The sequence below is a fragment of the Oleiphilus sp. HI0125 genome, from assembly GCF_001635355.1.
Map to the genome: position 1 here is coordinate 1 of NZ_LWGF01000221.1, position 797 is coordinate 797.

1 protein-coding gene is annotated in these 797 nt (G+C 46.4%); it reads right to left on the reverse strand.

Annotated elements, in window-relative coordinates; genetic code table 11:
• Window positions 1-781 (reverse strand): SLBB domain-containing protein (locus tag A3762_RS03350; RefSeq protein ID WP_231878717.1); only part of this gene is annotated, 781 nt, incomplete at its 3' end.
• Window positions 782-797: the final 16 nt, after the last annotated feature.

Sequence of the window (797 nt, forward strand, 5' to 3'; positions counted from 1 at the left end):
GTGCGCGATCAATACGGAACGACAAGACCTTCAAAGTTTGCTGTGGCGGCAAATACCTCTTAACCAAGCCATAACGCAAATCAGAGCCAGGTTTCAGCTGATCGACTGAACTAATCACGTCAGTTAGACGCATTCCGTCTTTGAAGCTTTGTACACCAGGGCGATATACATGGCCGCGCAGGGCAATCGTATCTTCCACTTTTTCAAGCACTGAAGGAATACGCAATATGTCGCCCGCTTGCGCTGGATTCGCGTTTAAATCTTCTGCTTTGGCCGATACATTCAATACAGTTCGCTGATCGACATCATTGATACGTTCTAGAGTACTCTTCTTAGGATAAGCAGAAGGTTTTAAGCCGCCAGCAAAGCCAAGCAAATCACTTAATGTCTCACCTTCTTTGAATTCATAAATTGCGGGTCGGCGCACTTCACCATCTACGCCTGCAGTATTGCCAACGGGAGGAATAAACACCACATCCCCAGAACGCAATGCCGCATCATTAGAGGTATCACCCTTCAAAAGCAGCTCATACAAGTCTAGCGTTTGTACTAACTCGCCTTTTCGTTTGAGTTGAATATTACGTAGCGAGCCACTTTCACTAATGCCTCCACTCAAAACAAGCGCATTAGTAATGGTCGATAGTGAACTCACCACATAGCTGCCTGGCACATACGCCTCACCAAGCACAAATACCCTAATCGACTTAAGCTCCCCCATCGAGATTGAAGCTTTCATACCGATCATGCGCTTAGAGACTTCGTCGCGCAGCTTGTTCTTCACTTCTTCAAAACTAAGG